This window comes from Paenibacillus glufosinatiresistens, assembly GCF_031470375.1.
GTDB classification, from domain to species: Bacteria; Bacillota; Bacilli; order Paenibacillales; family Paenibacillaceae; genus Paenibacillus_AQ; species Paenibacillus_AQ glufosinatiresistens.
The window spans coordinates 26485-42600 of sequence record NZ_JAVFHT010000007.1 but is presented as its reverse complement, the minus strand read 5'-3'; the positions used below and the strand labels follow the sequence as shown (position 1 = coordinate 42600).

At 60.4% G+C, this 16116-nt stretch carries 15 protein-coding genes; 1 reads left to right on the top strand and 14 read right to left on the bottom strand.

Going from position 1 to position 16116, the window contains the following annotated elements; genetic code table 11:
* Positions 1-8 precede the first annotated feature (8 nt).
* From RBI05_RS09975 to RBI05_RS09945, 7 genes are all read right to left on the bottom strand, one after another.
* Positions 9-2381: a glycoside hydrolase family 65 protein gene (locus RBI05_RS09975; RefSeq protein ID WP_310550978.1), complete on the bottom strand. Its 2373-nt coding sequence runs from the start codon at positions 2379-2381 to the stop codon at positions 9-11.
* Positions 2382-2405: 24 nt separating this feature from the next.
* Entirely contained in the window at positions 2406-3500 is a 1095-nt protein-coding gene (locus RBI05_RS09970; protein WP_150457548.1) for a carbohydrate ABC transporter permease, read from the bottom strand.
* A 1-nt stretch (position 3501) separates the two neighbouring features.
* Positions 3502-4584, bottom strand: a complete 1083-nt coding sequence (locus tag RBI05_RS09965) for a carbohydrate ABC transporter permease (RefSeq protein WP_150457549.1) — start codon at positions 4582-4584, stop codon at positions 3502-3504.
* Between the two features lie 114 nt (positions 4585-4698).
* On the bottom strand, positions 4699-6114 hold the full coding sequence (locus tag RBI05_RS09960; RefSeq protein WP_310550977.1) for an ABC transporter substrate-binding protein: 1416 nt from the start codon (positions 6112-6114) through the stop codon (positions 4699-4701).
* 209 nt (positions 6115-6323) lie between these two features.
* On the bottom strand, positions 6324-7337 hold the full coding sequence (locus RBI05_RS09955; RefSeq protein ID WP_310550976.1) for a LacI family DNA-binding transcriptional regulator: 1014 nt from the start codon (positions 7335-7337) through the stop codon (positions 6324-6326).
* 190 nt (positions 7338-7527) lie between these two features.
* Positions 7528-8103 carry a hypothetical protein gene (locus RBI05_RS09950; RefSeq protein ID WP_150457552.1) on the bottom strand — a complete coding sequence of 192 codons (576 nt, stop codon included), beginning with the start codon at positions 8101-8103 and terminating at the stop codon, positions 7528-7530.
* Positions 8079-8597: a hypothetical protein gene (locus RBI05_RS09945; protein WP_150457553.1), complete on the bottom strand. Its 519-nt coding sequence runs from the start codon at positions 8595-8597 to the stop codon at positions 8079-8081. The genes RBI05_RS09950 and RBI05_RS09945 overlap by 25 nt, the downstream gene beginning before the upstream one ends.
* A gap of 232 nt (positions 8598-8829) precedes the next feature.
* Between RBI05_RS09945 and RBI05_RS09940 the strand changes: the two genes are divergently transcribed.
* A complete protein-coding gene (locus tag RBI05_RS09940; RefSeq protein WP_310550975.1) occupies positions 8830-9633 on the top strand; it encodes an aminoglycoside N(3)-acetyltransferase in 804 nt (267 codons plus the stop codon).
* Between the two features lie 179 nt (positions 9634-9812).
* On the opposite strand, the gene RBI05_RS09935 is transcribed toward RBI05_RS09940, so the two are convergent.
* The 7 genes from RBI05_RS09935 to RBI05_RS09905 all read right to left on the bottom strand — a co-directional run bounded on the left by RBI05_RS09935 (position 9813) and on the right by RBI05_RS09905 (position 16075).
* Complete coding sequence (locus tag RBI05_RS09935; protein ID WP_150457555.1) at positions 9813-10097, bottom strand: alpha/beta-type small acid-soluble spore protein; 285 nt, start codon at positions 10095-10097, stop codon at positions 9813-9815.
* A gap of 66 nt (positions 10098-10163) precedes the next feature.
* Complete coding sequence (locus RBI05_RS09930) at positions 10164-11606, bottom strand: DHA2 family efflux MFS transporter permease subunit (protein WP_310550974.1); 1443 nt, start codon at positions 11604-11606, stop codon at positions 10164-10166.
* Between the two features lie 33 nt (positions 11607-11639).
* Positions 11640-12236 carry a TetR/AcrR family transcriptional regulator gene (locus tag RBI05_RS09925; RefSeq protein ID WP_310550973.1) on the bottom strand — a complete coding sequence of 199 codons (597 nt, stop codon included), beginning with the start codon at positions 12234-12236 and terminating at the stop codon, positions 11640-11642.
* A gap of 157 nt (positions 12237-12393) precedes the next feature.
* Positions 12394-13338, bottom strand: a complete 945-nt coding sequence (locus RBI05_RS09920; protein ID WP_310550972.1) for an SMI1/KNR4 family protein — start codon at positions 13336-13338, stop codon at positions 12394-12396.
* Between the two features lie 90 nt (positions 13339-13428).
* Positions 13429-13845, bottom strand: a complete 417-nt coding sequence (locus RBI05_RS09915; RefSeq protein WP_310550971.1) for a MarR family winged helix-turn-helix transcriptional regulator — start codon at positions 13843-13845, stop codon at positions 13429-13431.
* An 86-nt stretch (positions 13846-13931) separates the two neighbouring features.
* Positions 13932-14666, bottom strand: coding sequence for an SDR family NAD(P)-dependent oxidoreductase (locus RBI05_RS09910; RefSeq protein ID WP_150457560.1), 735 nt, complete (start codon positions 14664-14666; stop codon positions 13932-13934).
* Between the two features lie 131 nt (positions 14667-14797).
* Positions 14798-16075 (bottom strand): amidohydrolase family protein, encoded by a 1278-nt coding sequence (locus RBI05_RS09905; RefSeq protein ID WP_310550970.1) that lies wholly within the window; start codon positions 16073-16075, stop codon positions 14798-14800.
* Positions 16076-16116 lie beyond the last annotated feature (41 nt).

Below are 16116 nucleotides of genomic sequence, written 5' to 3'. Positions count from 1 at the left end.
GCCGTTATTCATTCAGCAGGAGGTTCCATGGAGGGCAGAGCCATCGACGGCCGCTCGGCAGCCTTCAGCACGACCGGCCGGTCGCCATGCCGCAGCTCCAGCTCTTCGCCTTCCAGCAGCGTGTAGACCGTCTCCTCCCGGCCGATACGCACCTCCAGCAGACAAGCGCGGAAGGAGACGCGGAACCGGCAGCTCTGCCACTGTGAAGGCAGACGCGGCCGGAAAGAGAGCTGGCCGCCCGGCAGGCGCAGGCCGCCGAAGCCGTGGACGATGGACATCCAGGAACCGGCCATGGCTGCGGTATGCAGACCGTCCTTGGCATTGCGGTTAATGTCGTCGAGGTCCATTCGCACCGTCCGGTCGAAATACCCGTACGCGCTCTCCAGCTCCCCGACCTCGGCCGCTACGATGCTGTGAATGCAGGGCGACAGGGAAGAGTCATGCGTCGTCAGCGGTTCATAATAGGCGTAATTGCGCACCTTCTCCTCCCGGGTGAACTGCTCGCCCAGGAGGAACAGCGCCAGCACAACGTCGGCCTGCTTCAATACCTGATGACGGTAGATGACCAGCGGATGATAGTGCAGCAGCAGCGGGTACTTGTCCGCCGGCGTGTTCTCGAAATCCCAGCGCTTCTTGGTCAGGAACGTATCGTCCTGGGCGATGATCCCGAGCTTCTCCTCCCGGGGGATGAACATCCGCGCGGCGCCTTCCCGCCAGAGCCGGGGCTCCTCTTCCGTGAGCCCGATGGCTTCGGCCAGCCGCTCATACTCCTTCGGGTAGGACTCCCGCAGCAGATCGGCCGTATCGGCCGCATACTCCAGCTGGCTGCGGACCATCAGGTTCGTATAGGCGTTGTTGTTGACGATCGCCGTATATTCATCCGGTCCGGTAACGGCATCAATGCAGAAGGCTCCGCCGCGCGCCGGGTTGAAATGGCCAAGATCGGCCCAGAACCGCGACGTCTCGAACAGCATCTCCGCTCCCTGGTTCACAAGGAACGCGGTGTCCCCGGTCGCCAGCACGTACTGGCGGATGGCATAAGCGATATCGGCGTTGATGTGGGCCTGCGCCGTTCCGGCCGGGAAGTAGGAGGAATTCTCCTCTCCGGCAATGGTCCGCCACGGATAGAGCGCCCCTTTCTGCGCCATAATGCCCGCGCGTTCGCGCGCTTTGTCCAGTGTATGATAGCGGAACTCCAGCAGCTTGCGGGCAATCTCCGGCATGATGAAGGTGAAGAACGGCATCATGTACATCTCGGTGTCCCAGAAGTAATGGCCCTCGTACCCTTCCCCGGTCAGCCCCTTGGCTCCGATATTGGTTACGCCGTCCCGGCCGACGGATTGCAGCAGTTGAAAAGCATTGAACCGGATGCCCTGCTGAAGCGCCGGGTCGCCCTCGATTTCGATATCCGCCCGTTTCCAGAAGTCGTCCAGATACGCCTTCTGCGCCGCAAGCAGCGGCTCGAAGCCCTCGCGGACCGCCGTCCGGTGAAGCTCTTCCGCTCTTGGCAGCAGCTCCTCCTCCGGGTAATCCCTGGAGGTATGGTAGCCGATGTACTTGGTCAGCACCGCTGTCTCGCCGCTTCGGAGCGGGACGCGGAATTCCTCGGTCAGCCGCTGTTCCGCCGCTGTCCGGCTTCGCTCGAAGCCCGGCGGCGCGGACAGCTCATGGCTCATCGTCGTCAGCAGCACGAACCGCGTATGCCGGGTGCGCTGGCGCACCCAGGAGAACGCGCCGCCGTGCTCCATTCCTTCCGGCAGCAGGCTCGGCAGCCCGCCCCCGGCCCCGAGCCGGGGATCGCCCTCCGTATTCAGCGGGCGGGCGATGGTCCCGTCGACGGCAGAGGCGAAGGTCAGCGTGCCGTCGAAATTAAGCGCCTTGGCCTCATAACGGATGGCGGCCAGGTGCTTGTTGCCGAATGCGGCCAGCCGGGTAAGGGTCAATCGGACCCGGCGGCCCTCCGGCGACTCCCAGTCCACCTCCCGGCGGAGGATGCCCCGCCGCATATCGAGCGTGCGCTTGTAGGCGAGCACGGTTCCGGTGTTCAGATGAAAGGTCTCGCCTTCGACGGAGAGGCCGATGATTTTGGCGTCCGCCACGTTCAGCATGGCCTGGTTCACCACCGCGAAGCCGTAGGCGCCCTCGGGATAGACAATCGGCTCGGCATCGTAGAAGCCGTTCAGATAGTTGCCGCTGACCGACGTTCCCCGCTCCCCGTGATAGCCTTCCTCCAGATTGCCGCGCATCCCGATATAGCCGTTGCCGATGGCGAACAGGCTCTCGCTGCGCTGATTCTCTTCGTCCTCGTATCTCTCTTCTTCGAGAGTCCAGTCCCGGTACGGATACAGCGGTTCGGGATGGATGTAGGGTTTCATTTTCATAATCGTCCGGACTCCTTTCCGTCGTCAGCCTTTGACCGATCCGCCCATGAGGCCTCTGACAAAGTATTTCTGCAGCAGGAAGAAGATGGCGAGCGGCATCAGCATCGAGATAAAGGCCGCAGAGGTCAGAAGGTGCCAGTCGTTGCCGCGGGAGCCGACGAGGTCGGCAATCTTCATCGACATGACCTGCACATCCGGCTGGTTGCCGATAAAGATCAGCGAGACAAGATAGTCATTCCACACCCAGAGGAACTGGAAGATCCCGATCGACGCCAGCGCCGGCACCGACAGCGGGAGAATCAGCCGGCTGAAGATGGTGAAATGGCTGGCGCCGTCAATGAAGGCCGACTCGAACAGGTCCTTCGGCAGCTGGCTGATAAAGTTGTACATAAAGTAGGTGACCAGCGGCAGGCCGAACGCCGTATGGGCCAGCCAGATGCCGAGATAGCTGCCGTTCAGGCCGAGCGCTGTGTAGTCTTTTAGAACCGGGATCAGCGCCACCTGCAGCGGAATGACAAGCATGGCGATAATCGTGACGAACATCGTCCGGCGGCCCGGGAAGCGCAGCCAGGCGAATGCATACGCGGCGAAGGAAGCGATCAATACCGGAATAATCGTAGCCGGCACCGCGATGGTCAGCGTATTCCAGAACGCCTGGGACAAGCCGGTGCCTTTCTCGGTCGTCACGCTGCCGTCGGCGTTCTTCAGCTTGTACTCCTTGCCGGACAACACCGCTTTGTAGTTATCCGTTGTCAATTCCGGCTTCGTCACCCAGCCTTCGGTCATCACGCTGACGGTGCGGGCCCGGCGGTTCTCCCACATGAGCCGCTTGCCGTCCTGCATCACCCCCGCTTTGAGCTGGGCGTCGGTATACGTCTTGCCGTTGACTTCGATCGGTCCCCGCAGATCCACGTCTTTGGACAGCTTGATGACATCTCCGGACGCCTTGTATTCCTGGTGAGGGAACACCTTCCACCATCCGGTCTCCAGAATATCCGCCGCCGGACGGAACGAGGAGATCAGCAGGCCGAGCGTCGGAATGAGCCAGATGAAGCAGATGACGCCGAGCACGAGATTGACGACCGTCTTGCTGCCTTTTCTCTTCTTGGTGCCGACCATATCAGAACCCCCCCTGCTTGCGGAACTGGCGCAGATTGATAAGGATAACGGGCAGGACCGCAATCAGCAGCACAATGGCAAGCGTCGAGCCGTAGCCGAAGTTGCGGTACATGAAGAACTGCCGGTAGAACTGGGTCGCGACGACCTCTGTATCGTATTGACCGCCCGTCATGACCATGACGACGTCAAAAATTTTCAGTGTGAAGACAATAATGGTGGTTGTTACCGTCAGAATGGTGCTGGAGATAAACGGAATGATGATCCGGAAGAAAATCCGGACTTCGCCGGAGCCGTCCACGCGCGCCGCTTCCAGAATGTCGTCCGGCACTCCCTTGATCGCAGCGGAGAAGATGACCATCGCAAATCCCGTCTGCATCCAGATCAGAATCAGAATCAGGAAGAAATTGTTCCAGGGCTGCAGCATGCTGGTCCAGGCCTGCGGCTGTCCGCCGAAGAAAGTCACGATAGCGTTCAGCAGACCGATCTGCTCGTCGCCCGGCTGATAGTAATACACGAATTTCCAGATGACGCCCGCTGCCACAAAAGAGATCGCCATCGGCATGAAGATGATCGACTTGGCCACCCGCTCATAGCTGCTCCGGTCGGCCAGGATGGCAATCAGAAGGCCGAAGGCGACGCAGGCCAGCGTGCCGACGAACACCCAGAGCAGGTTGTTGCGCAGGGCCGTGCCGAGCAGCCGGTCGCTGAAGATCGCGGCGTAGTTGCTGAGCCCGACGAACTTGTCGGACGAGGCATTGAAGAAGCTGAGGTAGAGCGTGCGCAGCGCCGGAAGCACCAGCAGCCAGCCCAGCAGCAGCACCGCGGGTCCCACGAAGATGAACGGGAGGATACGTCGGCGGACCGCGTCGGAGAATTGCTCGGCCGCATAGTTCAGGGTGTAATAGATCAGGTAGATGCCTACAATGCCCCACAGCACAGCCAGCAGCGCCGTTACAATCGGGTTCAGGGTGGAATCCCGGAAAAACTTGAAGATCAGTCCGTTGACCGCAATGTTGGCCAGCAGTATGCCCACGGATATCAGCACGGCCCGCGGGCGGACTCCCCGCTTGGCTTGTGTCTCCATACGCGCTCCTCCTATCGGTTGCTTGAATGACGGTCCCTATACAAAAGGGGCGGGGCCTTCCCGCCTCCGCCCCCCTCGTTATTCCCTTGGCTCCGGCCCTAGCAGGCGCCGGTTCTATTTGTCCCAGCCATTCTGGACCTGCTGCAGCGCCTGGTCCAGCGTCGCCGTGCCGCTGACATAGTCGGTCATGCCCTTCCAGAAGCTGCCGGCGCCTACCTTGCCCGGCATCAGGTCGGAGCCGTCGAACCGCAGCGTCGTGGCATCCTGCACCAGCTGGGCCATGCGGCGGTCGGATTCCGACTGGTACCAGTCGAGCGAAGCGTCATTCATCGGCGCAATGACGCCGCCGGACTCGACCCAGCTCTTGATCGACTCGCCCGTTGTGAAGAATTCCATGACAGCCCGCACTTCCGGACGGTCGCTGAACATCGCATAGATGTCGCCCGCTACGAGTACCGGCTTGCCGTACTGTTCGTCGATCGGCGGCAGGTAGAACCAGTCATAGTCTTCATCGACCTTGGCCGTCTCGGGGAAGAAGCTCGTAATGAAGTTGCCCATCAGGTTGAACCAGGCTTTCGGAGGATTCTCGAACATCGGCTTCGGCGCGTCGCCAAAGGCCGTCGTGACGATGGACTTCGTCCCGCCGTACACATAGTCGGGGTTCATCCAGATCTTGGACATGATCTCCGCCGCATTCTTCACCTCGGGAGAAGTGAACGGCAGTTCGCCTTTGACCCACTTGTCGTAATTCTCCGGCGTCGTAGTACGCAGCATAATGTTCTCAATCCAGTCCGTTGCCGGCCAGCCGGTAGCCGCGCCGCTCTCAATGCCGATCGCCCAGGCCGGGTCGCCGTCCTTGGCAATCTGCTCTGTAAGCGCCATCAATTCATCCCATGTCTGCGGTACGGTGTAGCCCGCTTCCTCGAACTGCTTCTTCGGGTACCAGACCAGGCTCTTCACGTTGCTGCGGTTCCAGATGCCGGCCATAATCTTGCCGCTCTTGCCGTCCATCGTCGCCATATCCAGCCAGCTCTTGTTGTAGTTGGTCTTCAGCTTCTCGGGGTCCAACACCTGGTTCAAGTCGATCACCTTGCCGGTCTTGGCGATGGCGGCCAGCAGGCCCGGCTGCGGAAAGTCGGCGATATCCGGCGCGTTGCCTCCGTCCACGCGGACGTTGATCGTGGCCTCGAACTCCTTGGAGCCTTCGTACTGGATATCAATGCCCGTCTTCTTCTCGAAGTCCTCGATGCTCTTCTCGAATTTCTTCTGGTCGGCATCCACGAACGGGCCGAACATGGTGATTTTCTTGCCTTTATATTCGCCGTTCAGCGCTTTCTGGAGCGGGCTGTCGGCCGAAGCGGCCGCGCTGGCCGCCGGAGCCGCACTGGCCGCAGGCGTTCCCGCATCGGAGGCCGGAGCCGTGCTCGGCGAAGCGTTGTTGTTATTATTGCCGCAGCCAGCTGCCAGCATAGATAAGGAAAGGCCAACCGCTGCCAGTGTCGAAAGTCTGCGTCCTGTCTTTTTTGTCATCTTCCCATACATCCCCTTTTGGTGGTTTGGTGAGAATGGCCTGCCAACGTCTCCGGAAGCCGGCGCGCCGCCGGTCTTCCCGCCCGGTCCTTATGGCCCGGGCACACCCGTGCGATGGACGGGATCACCTCCTTGTCAGAGTCTAAGTCAACCATTGACGAACCGTTGGATTGAAAAGCTTTTCACAAAGTCCGGAGAAAAGCCCTTGTTCAAGGGGCACCTCTCTCCCGGGACGATTCCCGGACAATCAGCCGGTGCGGCATCTTCTCGCGCAGCACTTCTACCTTCCCCGTCGTCAGCAGCTCGTGCAGCTTCTCCGCCGCCCGGTAGCCGAGCTCGTAGATCGGCTGGGCAATTGTCGTCAGCTTCGGGATGAACATGCCCGCCATCCGCAGATTGTCGAAGCCGATGACCGATACCTGACCCGGCACCAGAATGTTCCGGTCCTTAAGGTAGGAGATCGTGCCCATGGCGAACTCGTCGGCGACGCAGAATACCGCTGTCAGAGACGGATAGGCAGTGAACAGCTCATGCGCGGCCTGATAGGCCTCCTCGAACCGGTGATTCGCGTTCTTCACCCGTCCGGCGTTGTCTTCCAGCCCCGCTTCGGCAAGGGCCCGGACGAACCCGGCGTACCGCGGAGGGCCCGCGATGGAATCATGGTGGCTGAAGCCGATCATGCCGATCTCCCGGTGGCCGAGGTCAATCAGGAACTTCACGGCGTCGTAGGCGGCCGCTTCGTCGTCCACTTCAATGCTCGGCACCTCGTGCTCGTCGGAGTGGGTCGACAGCAGCACGAACGGGATGCGGCAACGGGTCAATCGCTCGTGGTACTCGGGATAAAGCCTGTCGCTTGCCAGCACAATGCCGTCCACCTGCTTCTCGTGAAAGGCGTCGATATAGGCAAGCATCCGTTCCTGGTCCCGGTCGGTGTTGGAGATCATCAGGCTGTACCCCAGCTTGTTGCAGGCATCCTGCATGCCCCGGATAATGCCGGCGTAATACAGGTTCTCGATGTCGGGAATCAGCAGCCCCAGCGTGAATGACTTCTTATAGATCAGCCCCCGGGCAAAAGCGTTCGGTTGATACTGAAGCTGCCGGATCGCCTCGAGTACCCGGTCCCGCTTGCTGGCGACGACGGTCTCCGGCGCGTTCATGACGCGCGACACAGTGCTGATGGATACTTCGGCCAGTCGGGCCACGTCTCGAATGGTTGCTTTCATGCTAAAGCTCTTCTTTCTGCAAGTCGTGTTTCCGGCTGCGATTAGTGTTTTGGCAACTGCTTTGGTAACCTTTTCAACCCGAATTATAGCAGGATATCTTTCCGATGGCAACAGAAATTTAAGCGCTTACATTTTATCTTGGCAAGGGACCTCTCCGGCCCCGCCGAAGCGGTCTTCCTCCGCGGCGCCCCTACTCCGGGCCGCCGATGGCCCGGTACAGATCCTCCGGCCGGGCCCGATAGACCGGGTAGTCCCGGCCGTAGAACGGGACGGTGCCGGCGGCGGCGAAGCCAATCCGCTGAAGGCTTCGGTCGCCGTCGCCGGTAACCGCAATGGCCCCGATCTCCTGGACGTCGATGCCAGCGGCCCCCAGACGCCGGAGCTCGTCCGGGATGGCCCGGATAAGGCTTCGGGCATAGGCCCGCCGCTGCGGGGAACGAATGTCCACGATTAGGGAAATCAGGTAGAGCCACACCGGACCGGGGTTGCGGTAATCCAGCAGATGGGCCGTCAGCTCATCCTCCTCCAGCGTTCCCTGCAGCATCCGCTCATACGACGGCTGCGGAAGCGGGAACAGGCTAAAGATGCCCTGGATTCCTTCCGGCGTCTCCAGCACATTGTATACCTCGGGATTAAGGCTCATCACCTTCTCCACATAGCTCCGGTCCACATGCCATTCCTCGGGATAAATGGCATAGTTCAGCTCCAGCATCGCGTCGATGTCGCCGGCTTCCGGCTTTCTCAGGCGCCAGCCCGGCTGCTCCATTCCTGCACCTCCTTCTCCCGCTCCTCTTCCAGCTTGCGAAGAACCGAAGCGTAGAAACCGGACAGCTCCCGTTCGTACAGCGGATAGGAACGCTCTACAATGTCCCTTGCCTGCGAAGAGCGGCGCAGAAAGGATTCCATATACTCCCGCCAGGCCCGCCAGGTCTCCTTATCTGTCCGGTTCATGATGATATGCTTGTTGTAGAACTCATAAATGACATCAAAGTAATTCAGGTAATAATAAATCAGCGACTCTTTGCGCGCCTGGTCCTCTTCGCTGGAGGGCCGGCTGGCCGTCAGCGGGTGATCGTCGTAGATTGTCCACAGCCACGGATCGGCAATCATCATTTTATTGACTTCCAGCAGCATCTTCTGATGCTCCTGCTTGGCCGAGTTGCGGATGGTAATCCGATTGAACCGGTACGTGAACACGACCGTCACCATTGATAAGAAGAACGTCACAATCGAAATAATCAGCGAAATTTGACCCGACAATCTTTCTTCCCCCTGTCTTTACTGCATATCTGAATCCATTATATCCGGATATGGGTCCAAAAAGGTATTCTTTCGGACGTTATGCGCTATAATCAGAAGTAGAGGTCCGGCGGGTTCCGGACATCCCAACCGAAGGGCTATGCTTCCCGGAATCCTCCGAGCTAAGCAACCCCGCAGTCTTCGCTGCGGGGTTGCTTCGCGTGCCATCTCCCCGCGAAAGGATGATTGTTGAATGACCGATTATGCAAGCGGACAGCCGATTCTGACCCTCCCCGACCTGATCCGGGAGTTCCGGGCCTGCGGACTGGCCGAAGGCCAGACCGTCATCGCCCACGCTTCCCTGAGCCGTCTCGGCTTCGTAGTCGGCGGCGCCGAGACGCTGATCCGCGCTCTGCTGACGGTGCTCGGTCCCGAAGGCACGCTGATGATACCTTCGCAGACCTGGAAGAACCTCGACCCCGACACCGGCGTCCACGGAGATCTCCCCGCGGCGTGGCGGCCGATTATCCGCGAACACTGGCCCGCCTACGACCCGGCCCTTACGCCGGCCATCGGGATGGGGCAAGCGGCGGAAATGCTCCGCACCTGGCCGGGAGCGGCCCGCTCGGACCATCCGGCGCGCTCGTTCGCCGCAGTCGGCCCTAAAGCCCGGCATCTCACCGGCGGGCATGATCTCCGCAACATCTTCGGCAGCGGGTCGCCGCTGGATAAGCTGTATCAGCTCGGCGGGCATGTGCTGCTGATTGGCGTGGGCCATGACAAGAACACGTCGCTGCATCTGGCCGAGACCCGGGCGGCGTACCCTTCCAAGCGCCTCGTCGAGGAGAGCAGCGCCATAATGGAGAACGGGGTCCGGCGCTGGGTCACCTATCCGACGCTGGAGGTAAATGACAGCGATTTCACCGAGCTGGGCGAAGCGTACGAACGGGAGCAGGGGCCCCCGATCCACCGGATCGGAGGCGCAGAGGTGCGCTTCTTCGAGCAGCGTCCCTTCGTGGACTGGGCGGCCGCCTGGATGGAAGAGCACCGGCGCTGACGGCAGGCGGAGGCTCCTGCTGCGATTAACGGGTGATCTGCTTCCTCTTCTCCAGCCCCTTGCTCTTCTGATCCGGTTTCTGTCCCGGCGCCAAAAGTCCCTGCCGCAACCGCGGCAGGGACTTTTGGCAGCATTGGCGGCCCGGACAATCGGCCAGCGCCGGGCCGGAAGCGCCGGCCTTACTGCGGCGACCGGTCCGCCAGGCTCTCCCGGGCAAGCCGGATCATTTCGCGGACCATGGAACCGCCGATCCGGCCGCCGACCCGGCCCGCCGATTCGGTGGTCAAGCCCCCGTTGCCGCCGGGCTGCAGCGGAACGCCGAGGTCCCGGGCCACTTCGTACTTGACCTCGTCCGGACGGGCCGGATCGACCGGATAGCCTTCCCGTCTCATCGTCTCGGCTTTGAATGCCTGCATGCCCTGTTCCGCTCCGGACACGGCATATGTTCTTCTTCGCCTTGCCATTCTTCAGACCTCCCCGGGATGGAATGTTCCCCCTAGGTTGTTCCGAAGCCGGGCCGTTCATACGCCCTAGAGCGCTTCTTCTTCCTTCCAGACGGCGCTCTCCGTCTTCCCGGCCTTGACCCGGACCTCGCCCGGCTTCTTCATCAGCAGCGATAATCCCACGTTGACGGCGGCCAGAATGAGGCCAATCAGGAACACGCGGGAGGACCCCGCCGCTGTCGCCTCGGCAATGCCGCCGGGAGCGCCCGACAACTCGCCGCTTCGGGCGGAGAATACCGATACCATCACGGCGATGCCGATCGCCCCGGCTACCTGCTGGACAGTCTGTGTGAGCGCGATGCCGTCAGGATAGTAGGCTCGGGGCAGCGAATTCAGTGTGTTCGTCTGGACGTTGGCCAGCACGGCGCCGACGCCGATCATCATTACAATATGGGCAACTACAACCAGCCACAGCGCTGTATCCGCTCCGAACTGCGCGTAGATCGCATAGGCAGCGGCCACGAACAGCGTACCCGGCGTTACGACGGCCTTCGGTCCGTATTTATCGAAGAGCCGGCCGATCACAGGGGCCAGCACGCAGTTCAGCAGACTTCCCGGCAGCAGCACCAGGCCGGTCGTGAACGCGGCGACCAGCAGAGTCCCCTGCATGTAGAGCGGCAGGATCACCAGCATGGACAGCATGTTGAAGAAGGTAATGAAGCCCATCACTACCCCGACTACGAACATCGGATACTGAAAAGCCTTCAGGTTCAGCATCGGGGTCTTCATCTTCAACTGGCGGACCGTGAAGAGCAGAAGACCCAGGATGCCGAGAATTAGCGCAAGGACAACCCCGGCGCCGCCCCATCCCTTCTCTCCGGCGATGCTGACGCCGTAGACGAGGCCGCCGAAGCCGAGGGTGGACAGCACGATGGACAACGCGTCCACTCTGACCTCTCGGACTTCATGAAGATTCGGCACATATTTCAGGCCGAAGACCAGCGAGAACAGCAGGAACGGAACGGTGACCCAGAAGATCCAGTTCCAGGACAAGGTGTCGAGGATCAGACCGGCGATCGTCGGTCCCAGTGCCGGACCGGCCAGCATGACAAGCCCCATAATTCCCATAGCCGCGCCGCGTTTCGCCGGGGGGAAAATAGTGAAAATGACATTCTGCGTCAGCGGCAGATTGATTGCAAGCCCCGCCGCCTGGATGACCCGCCCTGCCAGCAGCACCGGAAAGACAGGCGCCAGCGCCGCCAGCACCGTGCCTCCCAGCATCAGCACGACGGCGGTGATGAACATCTGCCGGGTCGTCAGCTTTTGCATCAGAATGCCGGTCACCGGCACCAGAATACCCAGCGTCAGAAAATAGGCGGTAGCCAGCCACTGAATTACCGTAGCGTTGACCTCAAAGATATGGCCCAGGTCCCCCAGCGCAATATTGAGGGCCGTCTCACTGAACAGTCCCACAAAGCCCGCCACCAGCAGCGCGGCCATAACGGGACCGGATTGGATCCGTTGATTCATTTCTTGGTATGCTCCTTTGCTTCATTGCGTTCATTAGGGATTTCTTCGCGGCTTTCCGCTGCCCCGTTCCCTCCAGAGCAGCGCCGACAACGTGCCTGCCGCTCTCTTCAGCGGCTCTGCCGACCGCTGCGTCAGGCTGAGCAGCATTCCACCCTCAATGGCTGCGTTTATCAGCAGCGCCAGGGAAGCGGCTTCTTCCGCGTGATATCCGTCGCCCTCCAGCTTGCGGGCGTAAACGTCCTGCAAGCGGGCATACAGCAGCCCGCAGGCGTGCCTTACCGGATCGCTCAAGGATGCCATTTCGCTGACCATGCTGCTGAACGTGTAGCCCATCAGAGTCCCGCCCGCTTCGAAGTCGGCCGTCAGCTTCCCGATCATATCTTCCAACGCCTCCAGCGTCCCGGAATTTCTCGCGAAGATTGCTTCTGCATCCTGGGTAATGGCATCGTTCAAGGTCTGAAGGCAGGCGATCAGCAGTTCCTCTTTGCCCCCCGGAAAATGGTGATAAAGCGAGCCCTTCGAGATTTGGCACACCTTCAGAATTTCGTTCAGACCAACTCCAATATACCCCTTCTGTTGAAAAAGCCGGGTGGACACTTCAATAATCAGCGCTCTTGTAGCTGCGGCCATGATTCGTCTCCTCCTCCCAGACCAACCGGTCTGTTTAACTTACCAAAAAAATAATTTACAAGTCAAGGGGTTCTCCTTCAAAATGCGGATACGTCAAAACAGCCGGCTCCCTATGGAAGCCGGCTGTCCGGGTACCCTGCCCGCGCCGATCACCGCTCTATCGCGGCTGACGGACAAGTCCCTGTATGAAGCTGTAAAAATCGGGCGCCAGCCGGGTAATCTTGCCCGGCCGACCCTTGGCGACATGCACCACTTCGGGTTCGCCGTCATTGTCCGATTCCCGGTAATCCAGCATCACCACTCCGCTGTCTCCCGGGCACTCGGCGATAATGACGCCGAACTCCGGGTAGCCTTCCCGCTCCATCAGGGACCGGCTGCCCAGCGAGCCGCAGAGGGAGTGATCCTTCTCCCGGCCAATGCCCAGAATGGCCGAGATAACCACCGCCTGCTCTTCCGCGCCCTCGGGCACGAACAGCCGGTTTCTCGGAATGCCGCCGTTGTGCGTCTTCATGAGCGATACATAGGCGGCGGGCAGCTTGAAGACCAGCGCCTCTTCCACGGACGCGACCCGCTCGTCGGACGGCGGCTCCATGACATACCGCTCCGCATCGGGATGAAGATCATCCCAGAAGCCGGCGGCATTCGGGCCACCGTCCGGCTCGCCCCAAGCGGTTGGCTCTGCCGGGACAACGGCTTCCTCCAGGCTCGCTGCACTGTCAGAGGCTAGCACCGGCTCCGGCGCGCGTTCCGGCCCCTTCTTCTCCCGGATCCATTGCAGGAACTCCAGGGTATCTTCGTCCCCCGGTTCCAGGAAGTCGGCAATGGTGAACTCCCGCTGGGCCTCGTCGTAGCGCCCCAGATAATACAGCGCAAGTCCCGTGCGGTAATGCCACAGCGGGTCGTCCTTGCCCTCTTCCCGGACGGCATGGAACTGCTCCAGCGCTTCTTCATACCGTTCCAGATTGTTCAGCGCCCGTCCCAGATGGCTGACCATCTCGTAATCCCGCTCTTCCTCCGGGATCTCCAGCACCGCTTCTACAATGCTCTCGTAATCATCTTCCTCGTGATACGTCTCCAGACGTTCGCGCAGCTCCTCGTTCATCCCCATGCCTCCGCCACTTCAGTATGCGTGAATTATACCATTTCCCGGCAAGGAAGCTCCAGTCCGTCCGAATGCGCGCCTGCCGTCCGCCTATTCGGCGCTCAGCTTCGCAAAGATCGCCAGCAGCTGCCGCTTCTCCTCGTCGTTCAGCCTCTCGAAGAGCCTCCCGCGCAGACGGCGGCCTTCCAGATCCGCCCGGCGGAGCATCTCCAGTCCATCGGGCGTGATCTCCAGATAGACGATCCGCCGGTCGTCCTCATCCGCGGCCCGGACGATCAGGCGCTTGCGGCTGAGCTTGCCGGACAGATGCGTCAGCGTCGCCGGCGTCAGACCGAGCGCCTTGGCGATGTCCGACGGCCGGCTGCGGCCGCTGTCCCTGAGATGGGCCAGGACGAGAATATGCGAAATTCCGAGGTCCTGATCGAACATTTTGTTCCACTTAATAATCAGATGGTTCGTCACCTTGTCCATATTGTGGATGATTTCAAAAATGGTCTGCTCTTCCATAGGTCTCCCCCGGCATGCTATATACTGTACAGGCTCCTAATGCGCGCATTAGGAGCCTGTTACTCGCTTAACCGTCATGATACCTGTTATTGGGCCGAGAATCCACCGTCGATTACAAGCTCGGCGCCTGTAATGTAGGAGGCGTCGTCCGACGCCAGGAACAGAGCCGCCCGGGCTACATCCTCCGGCTGGCCGAGACGCTTCAGTGGCGTCGCCTGGATGAGATGGGTCAGCAGTTCCTTGGAAGAGCTCAGCGCCTCGGTCATCGGGGTCTCGATAATTCCGGGGAACAGCGTGTTGACCCGAATCCCCTGGTTGCCGAAGGTGGTAGCAGCCGCCTTCGAGATGGCCCGGACCGCTCCCTTGGAGCCGGAGTAGTGATTGAAGCCCTGGCCGATCTGGGCGGTGTAAGAGGAAATGTTAACAATCGCGCCCTGCTTGCGGGCCGCCATATAAGGCGCCACGTGCTTGATGCCGGCAAAAGGCCCGAAGCCGTTGATGGCGAGCATTTTCTGCCAATCTTCCAGCGTAATATCGGAATACGGCTTCTCCGAAGAGATGCCTGCATTGTTGATCAGAATATCAATTTGCCCGAATTTCTCGTTCACTTCTTTAGCCAATGCCGCCCAGTCGTCGTCGGACGTCACATTGAGCTTCATTCCATGCACATTTGGCTTCTGGCTGACCTTCTCAAGCGCAGCTTCGTTGATGTCTGCGGCTACGACAACGGCTCCCTCGCGGCTGAACAGATCAACCATCCGTTCTCCGATGCCCGAAGCTCCTCCGGTGATGATTGCGATCTTGCCGTCTAATTTGCCCATGTTTTGTCGCTCCTTAATTAATATTTAGGTATCTAAAATTTTTATATCTAAATATTAACAGACTTCTGCGCGGTCTGCAACTTGCAAAGGCTGCCAGCCGCCTCACTCATTATAGACCGTTCCGAAACCGATTATTCCCTCACCGTCCTTTCGCCCCGCCGCCACACCTGGCGGATCGACAGCGTATCGGCGATATTCACCGACGGGTCCCCGTCCACCAGCACCAGATCCGCCCGCGCTCCTTCGGCGATGCGTCCGCGGTCGTGAAGTCCGAACACCCGGGCGGTCTTTGAGGTGGCGGAGCGAAGCGCCTCGACCGGCGTGAAGCCGGCCTCGACCAGCAGCTGCATTTCATGGTGGACACTGACGCCGTGGGCCAGCCCGCCCAGTGTGGGAACCGGCACGGAGACGTCAGTTCCCACCAGAATATCGACGCCTGCCCGGTGAAGATCCATCACATTGTGGTAGTTGTCCGCCATGCTGCCCTGCGGGTAGGTGTTGAAGCAGGACTTCAGCGTCCCGAGCCATTCGGGGCTGAGCTTGGCGTTCACACGCGGATCGTCCGCCAGCGCGGAGGCGGAATGCCCGATAATTGAAGCATTAAGGACGAGACAAGGCGTGACGAACACGCCCGCCGATGCAATCCGGTTCACCAGCTCCGGCGTATCCTCCGGCCGGTCGATGAAGAGATGGGCGAGACCGTCGATCCCAATCTCGACGGCCTGACGGGAAGATTCGGCCGTGAGCACGTGGGCGGTCGCCATTTTGCCATGCCGGTGGGCTTCATCTACGGCAGCCTTTAGAATATCCCTCCCCAGCACCGGCAGTCCGGGCGAAGCCAGCACCGAGCCTTCTTCAATCATGATCTTGATATAGTCGGCTCCGTCTTCGACCTGGCGGGCAACAAACTCCACCGCTTCTTCCAGTGTAGAGACCGCTGGCGATTCTTCATGGTCATGCGCATGGGCAGCCAGCAGAGCATTCCGTTCCTCCTCGGGCATCTTCTCCAGTTCCTTCAGCACGAAATCCGGAATCTCTCCGTCCCCCGGCATCAGCTCATCGGGATGGCCGCCGGGCGGGGTCACGCCCATGCCCGCAGACCGAACGTCGGCAATATCCAGGATTCCTTCCAGCTGGGCCTTGCGTCCGCTTGCGGTGAAGCCGCCCATCATCTCAAGCTCGGTCGTCACGCCGAACTTCAGCGCATCCCGCAGACCTTCAACAGAAGTATGTACGTGGGCATCAATTAGACCCGGAAGCAGCATGCCTCCGGCCGCATCCACAATCTTCGCTTCTGCCGGAACCTCTCCTCCCACAGACACAATCCGGTCTCCTTCAATCAGAACGGCCCCCGCTTCCCGAACCTCTTCGCCGTCGAACAGGCGGGCATTGATAATCGCTGTAACCATACGCCAGTTACCTCCTTTGTCATGATATTAGAACTATAACA